Annotated in this window: 7 protein-coding genes and 1 pseudogene; 3 read left to right on the top strand and 5 right to left on the bottom strand. The window is 72.2% G+C overall.

What is annotated here, in order from left to right:
- Window positions 1–148 precede the first annotated feature (148 nt).
- The 5 genes and pseudogenes from ABT085_RS39835 to ABT085_RS39815 all read right to left on the bottom strand — a co-directional run bounded on the left by ABT085_RS39835 (window position 149) and on the right by ABT085_RS39815 (window position 5151).
- Window positions 149–1354: a cytochrome P450 gene (locus ABT085_RS39835; protein WP_351619922.1), complete on the bottom strand. Its 1206-nt coding sequence runs from the start codon at window positions 1352–1354 to the stop codon at window positions 149–151.
- A gap of 38 nt (window positions 1355–1392) precedes the next feature.
- Window positions 1393–2550 (bottom strand): annotated as a pseudogene (locus tag ABT085_RS39830) (NAD(P)/FAD-dependent oxidoreductase); the annotation flags it as partial.
- Entirely contained in the window at window positions 2448–2723 is a 276-nt protein-coding gene (locus ABT085_RS39825; protein ID WP_351619919.1) for a ferredoxin, read from the bottom strand. The gene ABT085_RS39825 and the pseudogene ABT085_RS39830, both read right to left, overlap by 103 nt.
- 224 nt (window positions 2724–2947) lie before the next feature.
- Window positions 2948–4546, bottom strand: a complete 1599-nt coding sequence (locus tag ABT085_RS39820) for a glycerol-3-phosphate dehydrogenase/oxidase (protein WP_351619916.1) — start codon at window positions 4544–4546, stop codon at window positions 2948–2950.
- Window positions 4543–5151: a TetR/AcrR family transcriptional regulator gene (locus ABT085_RS39815; RefSeq protein ID WP_351619914.1), complete on the bottom strand. Its 609-nt coding sequence runs from the start codon at window positions 5149–5151 to the stop codon at window positions 4543–4545. Before ABT085_RS39815 ends, ABT085_RS39820 begins: the two co-directional genes overlap by 4 nt.
- A 76-nt stretch (window positions 5152–5227) precedes the next feature.
- On the opposite strand from ABT085_RS39815, the gene ABT085_RS39810 reads away from it, so the two are divergent.
- The 3 genes from ABT085_RS39810 to ABT085_RS39800 all read left to right on the top strand — a co-directional run bounded on the left by ABT085_RS39810 (window position 5228) and on the right by ABT085_RS39800 (window position 8782).
- On the top strand, window positions 5228–6820 hold the full coding sequence (locus ABT085_RS39810) for an FAD-binding oxidoreductase (RefSeq protein WP_351619909.1): 1593 nt from the start codon (window positions 5228–5230) through the stop codon (window positions 6818–6820).
- A gap of 130 nt (window positions 6821–6950) precedes the next feature.
- Window positions 6951–7832 carry a YegS/Rv2252/BmrU family lipid kinase gene (locus tag ABT085_RS39805; protein ID WP_351619904.1) on the top strand — a complete coding sequence of 294 codons (882 nt, stop codon included), beginning with the start codon at window positions 6951–6953 and terminating at the stop codon, window positions 7830–7832.
- Between the two features lie 371 nt (window positions 7833–8203).
- Complete coding sequence (locus ABT085_RS39800) at window positions 8204–8782, top strand: hypothetical protein (RefSeq protein ID WP_351619901.1); 579 nt, start codon at window positions 8204–8206, stop codon at window positions 8780–8782.
- Window positions 8783–8821 lie beyond the last annotated feature (39 nt).

Raw genomic sequence — 8821 nt, 5'->3', positions numbered from 1 at the left:
GACTTCTGGCAGACCCACCACTGGTACTGAGCCGGACAGCACCGGGCGAACCCACCGCCCACAGCCACAAACACACGACAGAGCCGCTGCTTCACACGAAGCAGCGGCTCCGTCGTATCCGAACCGGGCTTGCCGGCCGGCACGAGGCTCAGGCCGTGAGACCCTCGATCGCCACGGGGAGGTGACGGGGGCCACGCAGCACCGCGTTGGCGCGGTACGGCGGCGGGTCCTCGCGCAGCCCGGAGAACTTGACCCGACGGAACAGTTCGGGCACGGCCAGTTGCAGTTCTATGCGGGCGAGCGGGGCGCCGAAGCAGTAGTGGATGCCGGTGTAGAAACCCAGGTGCTCGTTGTCCTTGCGGTCGGGATCGAACCGGTCGGGGTCCTCGAAGCGCCGGGGATCGCGGTTGGCCGCGGCCAGCATGAGCCAGACCGGAGAACCCTTCGGGATCAAGGTGCCGCCGACCTCGACGTCGTCCAGGGCGGTGACCCACGGGACGAACTGGACCGGCGGCTCGTACCGCAGCACCTCCTCGATGATCGGGACGGCCAGATCCGGCTCCTTCCGGAACCGCTGGAGGATCTCGGGGTGGCGCAGCAGGGTGAGGGTCGTGTTGGTGATGGCGTTGACGGTGGTCTCGTGGCCGGCGACCAGGAGCAGCACCGCGGTGGCCTCCGGGTCCGACGGTGCCATGGTGGGCGCGAGCGCGCTGAGCATCCCCGGGCCGGGATGGCGGCGTTTGGTCTCGATCAGATCGCCCAGGTAGGCGCCCAGGTCCTGGCGCGCCCGCTGTGCCTTTTCCTGGCCGTCTTCGGCGCCTGAGCCGGGGTCGAGTGACGACGCCAGGGCGTCGGCCCAGACGTGGAAGCGCGATTCGTCCTCGCGCGGCACGCCGAGGACCTTGCAGATGGCGGTGACGGGAAGGGGGTAGGCGAAGTCCTCCACGATGTCGACGTGGTCCTTGCCTTCGAAGGCGTCGAGCAGTTCGCCGACGACCTTGACCAGGTCTCCGCGCAGGCCGTCGAGGAACCTGGGGCTGTGCGGGGGCCCGAACGGCCGGTTGATGGTGTCGCGCAGCCGGTCGTGCACGGGCGGGTCGGTGAAGATGAGGCTGGGCGGCAGGCCGGACTCCACCGGCTGCCCCACGCGGGCGTACCCGGCGAGGCGGTTGCTCGTGTCGTTGCTCATCCGCGGATCGTTGGCCAGACTCCGCACCTCGTAATAGCTGCTGACCACAAAAGTGCCGTCGTCCAACCGCCTGATCGGTTGCTTGCGCAGTTCCGTATAGAGGGGATAGGGATCGGCTCGATCGGCGTAGTCGGTGATCTCGGCGACGATGGTGCCGGACGTCATGGCGACTCCTGAGGGCTCCGGGCGGTGCGGGCCTGGGATCAGGCGCGCGACGGCACGAACTCGACACGCCGCTCGCTCGGTGAGTGACCTGTCAGCGTGACCGTGGCCCCGTGGGTGGGCAGATGGGGATCCGGGAAGGCCGGGTCGACCGGCACCAGCGTTTCGGTGCGGCGGTCCACCGTGCGGTACGCCGGCGGGAAGGGCGCACCGGCCGCGATCTGCTGCTCGTAGAACCCCAGCCACTTGGCTCCGTCGAAGGAAGCCGCGGCGATGACGCGGCCGCGGTAGCCGTGCACCGCGACGAACCGCCCTTCGGTGAGCGTCCCTTGGGCGACGACCAGCTTGTCGCCCAGCGAGGGCACTCCCACCGACTTGATGTCGACCCCGAACTGGGAGGACCAGAACATCGGCAGCCACAGATGCGGCCGGCGCTCCGGACCCGCGCAGATCATGTTGTGGGCGGCGATCTCGGCCTGCTCGACCGCGTTGCCCCAGTGCTCCAGCGACAGGAACTGGTAGTCGAACAGCGGGTGGGGGCTGCGTGCGACGTCACCGGCGGCGTAGATGTCGTCGGTGACGATGCCGTTGACGTCGGACACCCGGCATCCCGCGTCGCAGGCGATCCCCCGGGGACCCGCGGCCAGCCCGGAGCCCGCGAGCCATTCCGTGTTCCGGACGGCACCGAGCGAGACGACCGCGACCTCCACGTCGATGGCCGAGCCGTCGGACAGGTGGGCACGCCTGAGCCGCCCCCCGTAGTCGCCTTCGAGGGCGGTGACGCTGATGCCGCAGCGCAGATCGACACCCTTGCTGCGCTGCATCCGGTCCGCGACCGCGCCGATCACTCCGCCGAGCGCGCCCACCAGCGGTGCCGGGCCGCGTTCGGCGACGGCGACCTCGATGCCCAGCTCCCGGCAGGCGGAGGCCACTTCGGAGCCCGTGAAACCGGCGCCGATGACCAGTACCCGGGACACTCCCCCGGTCAGCTTGCGATACAGCCGTGCGGAGTCGTCGCGGGTGCGCAGCACGAACACGCCGTCCAGCGCGGCCTCGTCCGCGTGGATCCAGGGCCGCGCCCTGGTCCCGGTGGTGATCAGCAGCCGGTCGTAGGAGACGGTGTCGCCGTCGGCCAGGCGCACCTGCTTGGCGTCCCGGTCCAGGCCCGCGGCGGCGACGCCCAGCCGCCATTCGGCGTCATGGCCTGGACCGGGCAGGCGGCCGCGGCCTTCTCCACCCGGTCACGCTGTGCCTCGTCGAAGCGGGGCGAGAACAGCAACGCCTCTTCGCCGTGCAGGGCGAAGAGGCGTTGGGCGAGGAAGACGCACTGCGCGAATCCCTGGCACCGGTTGAGATCGACGACAAGCCTCATCTGGAATCCGCTCCCTGCGTGGACCGCGGTTCCCGCAGACCCCGCAGCCGGCTACGTTCGGTCCATACGGTTGTCGGCATGCCTTCCTCCAAGGATGCGTGGCCGTACTGGCGCCCGCAAGGAGGGCCCGGCCGCGCTGGTCAGGGGCCGCGCGGACCACGCGCGAGGAAGCAGGTCACGGGCGAGGACGGCGCCTGCCGCTGTGCGTCCCGCGCGGGGGCGGGTCAGGCGGGCTGGGCGGCGGCCGCGTCCAGTGCCTCGTGAGCCGCCGCCACGGCCGCCGCCCGGTCCTGCGGCACGAGTCCGATGCGGGTACGCCGGTCCAGGAGGTCGGCCTCGTCCAGGGCGCCCTCGTGCAGGGCGGCCCACAGCAGGGCGCCCCTGGTGACGGGGTTCCCGGGCACCACGGGCTCGTTCAGGCGGGGGTCGCGGGCGCCCAGAGCGTGCACGGCGGGAGCCTCGGTGCCGTAGCGGCGGACCAGGTGGCCGGGAGCGGTGAGCGCGCCGAGCCGGTGCGGGGCGGCGGCTCCGACCAGGGGCAGGGAGGCGGTGGTCGAGGCACCGGCGCGCAGGCCGCGGGCCTCGACCGCAGCGTCGACGGCGTCCTGCGCCATGCGCCGGTAGGTGGTGAGTTTGCCCCCGACGACCGTGACCACCCCGTCGGCGGAGGTGAGGACGGCGTGCCGGCGGGAGATGTCGGAGGTACGGGAGGGGTCGGCGGAGCGGGTGGGCGCGATGTCCAGCAGGGGGCGCAGTCCCGCGAAGGCGCCGACGACGTCGTGCCGCCTGACCGGGGTGTCCAGGGCGGAGCCCAGCACGTCCAGCAGGAAGCCGATGTCCGACTCGGGCACCTCGGGCACGTCCGGCAGGTCGCCGTCGACGGGCTCGTCGGTCAGGCCGACGTACACGCGGCCGTCGTCCTGCGGCAGCACGAGCACGAACCGGTTGGTCTCCCCCGGGATCGGGATGTGCAGGCCCGCGGGCAGCGGACCGAGCAGGTCGGCGCGCAGGACCAGATGGGTGCCGCGCGAGGGGCGGATGCGGATGCCCTCGACCAGGCCGCCCGCCCATACGCCGGTCGCGTTGATGATCGCGCGGGCGCTGATCTCGCCCTGTTCGCCGGTGAGTTCGTCGCGGACGCGGGCGGTGGTCCCGTCGAGTTCCAGGGCCCTGACCCGGGTGAGGATCTTCGCGCCGTGGGCGGCGGCGGTGCGGGCCAGCGCGGTGACCAGGCGGGCGTCGTCGGTCACCCGGCCGTCCCAGGACAGCAGGCCGCCGCGCAGGCCGCCGGGGCGTACCGACGGTGTCAGGTGGCGGGCTTCGACGGCGGAGAGGCGGCGCGGTGCGGGCAGGGTGGCGCGGGAGGTGCGGGCTGCCAGCCGCAGGGCGTCCCCGGCCCGGAAGCCGGCCCAGGCCAGGGATGCCTGACCGCGTGACACCGAGGGCGTCAGGGGTAGGACGAAGGGCTGGGCGCGCACCAGGTGGGGTGCGGTGCGTTCCATCAGGACACCGCGTTCCACAGCGCTTTCGTGGGCGACGTCGAGCTGTCCCGAGGCGAGGTAGCGCAGTCCGCCGTGGATGAGTTTGGAACTCCAGCGCGAGGTGCCGAAGGCGAGGTCGTGGGCGTCGACGGCGACGACGCGGAGGCCGCGCGCCGCGGCGTCCAGCGCGACCCCGGCGCCGGTGGCGCCGAGTCCGACGACCAGGACGTCCGCCACATCGGCGTCGACGGCCTCGGCCAGTTCGCGGCGTCGGCGGGCGGCGGAGAGCGACGATCCGGGGGCGGAGGCGGACGGGCCGGACGGGCTGCTGGTCGGGCTCATGGGGTGAGGGTCCTCTCCAGAAGAGTGCGCAGTTCGTCGAGGAAGGCGGATTCGGCGAGTTCGGGGTCGTTCTCGTCGGTCATGGTCCGCAGCGACAGGGTGAAGGACTGGACGACGAGCAGCACCGCGCGGGCCTGCCGGTCGGTGTGGGTGCGGCGCACCGACCCGTCGGCGTGGCCTTCCGCCAGTGATTCGGCGAGCAGTCCCAGCAGGGCTTCCTGGCTGGCTCCCCGGCGGTCCAGGACGTAGGGCAGCAGGAGTTCGGGGTCGACGTCGACGATCTTGAGGAAGAGAGGGTGGGACCGGAAGGCCGCGACTCCGGCCACGAGTCCGTCCACGATCAGACCGCGCATGTCCTGGCCGGGCCGGCGCTGCGGCATGGCACGGCTCGCCACGTCGATCCACTCACGCGTCATCAGGTCGCCGACCAGTGACCGCACGTCGGGCCAGCGGCGGTAGAGGGTCATCCGTGAGACGCCGGCGCGGCGGGCGACGTCGGTGAGGGTGGTGCGCCGGACGCCGAACGCCAGCACACAGTCGCGTACGGCGTCGAGAACGGGATCGCTGTCCGAGCTGGCCGAATGGTTGTGACGAATGGGCGTCATATGTAACAGTGTAACGCCCCGTGCGACCGTGCGGGAGACGGCGCGTCGCCAACCGACCGATGAGGACGGACCGTTCATGGACATGCTGTGGAGTGGCTGGGGCGACCCCGCCAAGGCGGCACCGCTGCCCGACCCGGTGACCGCGCTGCTGCGGGAGCTGCTCGGCGTCAAGCCGCGGGACACCGACGCGCTCGCCCTGGAGGAGATCGCGCTCCCCGAGACCCCGCTGGACACCGACGCCCTGCGCGCGCTGGCGGCGGCCGTCGGCGGCGGGGCCCATGTGCACACCGACGCGGAGAGCCGGATCAGGCACACGCGCGGCAAGTCCACGCCCGACCTGCTGAAGATCCGTGCCGGAGACGTCGTGGACGCCCCGGCGGCCGTCGTCCTGCCCGCCACCCACGCCGAGGTCCTCGCCGTACTGCGGGTCTGCGGCGAACACGCCCTCGCGGTGGTCCCGTTCGGCGGCGGTACATCCGTCGTCGGCGGCCTCGCACCCGAGCGGCGTGTCTTCGTCGCCCTGGACCTGCGCCGTATGGACGCCCTGCTCGACGTCGACCCCGTCTCACGGACCGCCACCCTCCAGCCCGGCCTGCGCGCACCCGACGCGGAGGCGCTCCTGGCCGAGCACGGGTTCACCCTCGGCCACTTCCCGCAGTCCTACGAGTGGGCGACGATCGGCGGATTCGCGGCGGCCCGCTCCAGCGGACAGGCCTCCGCCGGTTACGGCCGCTTCGACGAGATGGTCCTCGGTCTCACCGTCGCGACCCCCGAGGGCACCCTGGACGTGGGACGCGCGCCGCGCTCGGCGGCCGGTCCCGATCTGCGTCAGCTGATCCTCGGCTCCGAGGGAGCCTTCGGGGTCATCACCGCCGTCACGGTGCGCGTCAGGCCCCGGCCGCAGACCCGTATCCACGAAGGGTGGCGCTTCGCCTCCTTCGAGCAGGGCGCCGCCGCGCTGCGCCGGCTCGCCCAGGACGGCCCGCGCCCGACGGTCCTGCGACTGTCCGACGAGACCGAGACCTTCGTCGGTCTCGCGCAGCCCGACGCCATCGGTTCGGCCGGGCTGCCGGCCAACGCCGGATGCACGGCCGTCGTCGGATACGAAGGCACCGAGGAGGACACCACGAGCCGCCGGGAGCAGGCCGCCGCCGTGCTGCGCGCCGCCGGAGGCATCTTCCTCGGAGCGGAGCCCGGCGAGCGCTGGGCACACGGCCGCTACGCGGCACCGTACCTGCGGGACTCCCTGCTCGACGCCGGGGCGTTCGCCGAGACCCTGGAGACGGCGGCCTTCTGGTCGCGCGTGCCCGAGCTCTACGCGGCCGTCCGCACGGCACTCACCGACACCCTCACCGCGGCGGGCACCCCGCCCCTGGTGATGTGCCACATCTCGCACGTGTACGAGAACGGCGCCTCGCTGTACTTCACGGTGGTCAGCGCGCAGGGCGAGGACGCCGTCGCCCACTGGGCACCGGCCAAGGCGGCAGCCTGTGAAGCCGTCCTGAACGCGGGCGGTACGATCAGCCACCACCACGGCGTGGGCACCGATCACCGTGACTGGTATGTACGGGAGGCCGGGCCGCTGGGCGTCGAGGCACTGCGCGCCGTCAAGCGGCGGCTGGACCCCGACGGCCTGCTCAACCCCGGGGTGCTGCTGCCCAAGGACTGACTCTCCCGCGCAGCCCCCGGCCGCCGTACGGCCACTGGTCCGCCGTCAGGCTCCGGCCTCGCGCCGGGGCCTGCACCTGCCCAGGCTCCATCCCCGTTCCGTCCCACCGTCACCGCCCGGAGGCACACCGATGCGACAGTTCACCGCCGTCGTCAATCCCACTGCGGGCGACTCGGCCGGAGCGGCTGCGCTGCTCCAGGTCGCCCGTCTGCTGCGGGAGGCCGGAGCGGAACTGGACACCGAGTACAGTCACAGCCTCGCCCACGCCCGGGCGCTGGCCCGCCGGGCCGCGGAGCGGGGCCGGGTGGTGCTCGCCGTCGGCGGCGACGGCATGGCCGGCGGCATCGGCGGCGCGCTCAGCGGTACGGACGCCGTGCTGGGCCTGATACCCGCGGGCCGCGGCAACGACTTCGCCCGCGCTCTCGAGCTGCCCACCGACGCCGCCGGCCTGGCCCGGGTCCTGCTCGAGAGCGAGCCTCGGCGCGTGGACACCATCGAGGTCGAGTCGGCGGTACACCCCCGCACCGTCGTGCTGGGCAGCGTCTATGCGGGCGTCGACGCGCTCGCCAACCGCCATGCCAACCGGGCGCGCTTCCTGCGTGGGGCCGCCTCGTACTATGCCGGCGGGCTGCGCGCCGTCGCCGGCTGGCGCCCGGCTTCCTACCGGGTCACCGTCGACGGGCAGGAACACCCGCACCGCGGATACACCGTCGTGGCCGCCAACTCCGCCTACTACGGGTCCGGGCGCATCATCGCCCCGTCCGCCCGGGTGGACGACGGTCTGCTGGACGTCGTCATGATCCGGGAGGCACCCCGGCGCCTGTTCTTCACGCTCATGAACGAACTCAAGACCGGCGCCCATGTCGAGCGGCCCGAGGTCGTCGTCCTGCAGGGCAGGGAGATCCGCATCGAGGCGGACCGGCCGGTGCCCTACGGCGCCGACGGCGAGGTCGACGCCACCCTGCCCGTCACCGTCCGGGTACGACCGAGCGACCTGTCCATCCTGTTCTGACCATCGTGCCGCGCCGAAGGGGCCGAAGGGGCCGGGCCCACCGGCGCGGCACGACCACGCCAGGCCTGTGACCTGCGGTTTTGGGTTCGCCAGGGGCCCCGGCTAACACGACTCACCTCGCCGCATTCGCAGCGACACGCTGACATCGAGGGATGAGCAGACGTCAGAAGATCCATCAGACGGCCCAATGGTATGTCAATCTGCTTATTTTTATGGCGAGATGACATCTCATCAGTTTCTCAACCAGGGCCATAATTGCCTCGTTTGGCGCTCTCCTGCCGCTATTTCGAAATGACCGATATGACGGCCATGGGTAAGTTCATTCACGAGCCGGCTGACGGGCCGGCAACCCTGAAACAGGAGATACCGCAATGAAGCTTCGTTCCACGGTGGTCACCGCCGCTGTGTCCGGCGCCGCGGCTCTGGCCGCGACCGGCATCACCTACGCCTCGGCCGCTTCGGCCCCGGTGCCCCAGCAGGCGCCGGCCGTCGCCGCCGTCGCACCTGCCGCCGTTCCCGACGGTGGCAACGGCAACAACAACAACGGCAACGACAACAACGGCAAGGGCAACGAGGGCAAGGGCAACGAGGGAGGTCGAGGCGGCGGCGGCCACCGGTACTACGAGGGCCGCATCGAGATCAACGAGCGGTCGTACTCGGCCCACCCCGGCGACTGCATCACCGTCGTCAGCGGCCTGGGCGCACGGAGCCTGAACATCCGCAACGACACGAAGCGGACGGTCGAGGTCTTCCGTGGCGCGGTCTGCGACAACGGCGCTCCCATCGCCACGGTCGGTCCGCGCAGCTCCGCCGACGGCGTGCACCCGGGCCGCACCCGGGCCATCGACATCGACCACGGTGTCGTGGCCAGCTTCCGGGTGGTCCGGGACCACTACGGCTACGGCGGCGGCGGCTACGGCGGCGGCGGCGACTTCGGCGGCGGCTACTAGGACCCGACCGGTCAGACACTGAGGAGCCCCGGCCCGCCG

The organism is Streptomyces sp. NPDC002265 (assembly GCF_040296125.1).
GTDB lineage: Bacteria > Actinomycetota > Actinomycetes > Streptomycetales > Streptomycetaceae > Streptomyces.
Note: the sequence above shows the minus strand (reverse complement) of the source record. Positions and strands in the feature narration are given on the sequence as shown.

Excerpts from the sequence above, each read along its gene's own strand:
- ABT085_RS39810 (WP_351619909.1), top strand. The coding sequence starts at position 5,228 with ATGGACATGCTGTGGAGTGGCTGGGGCGACCCCGCCAAGGCGGCACCG.
- ABT085_RS39820 (WP_351619916.1), bottom strand. The coding sequence starts at position 4,546 with ATGAGCCCGACCAGCAGCCCGTCCGGCCCGTCCGCCTCCGCCCCCGGA.
- ABT085_RS39805 (WP_351619904.1), top strand. The coding sequence starts at position 6,951 with ATGCGACAGTTCACCGCCGTCGTCAATCCCACTGCGGGCGACTCGGCC.
- ABT085_RS39835 (WP_351619922.1), bottom strand. The coding sequence starts at position 1,354 with ATGACGTCCGGCACCATCGTCGCCGAGATCACCGACTACGCCGATCGA.
- ABT085_RS39825 (WP_351619919.1), bottom strand. The coding sequence starts at position 2,723 with ATGAGGCTTGTCGTCGATCTCAACCGGTGCCAGGGATTCGCGCAGTGC.
- ABT085_RS39800 (WP_351619901.1), top strand. The coding sequence starts at position 8,204 with ATGAAGCTTCGTTCCACGGTGGTCACCGCCGCTGTGTCCGGCGCCGCG.
- ABT085_RS39815 (WP_351619914.1), bottom strand. The coding sequence starts at position 5,151 with ATGACGCCCATTCGTCACAACCATTCGGCCAGCTCGGACAGCGATCCC.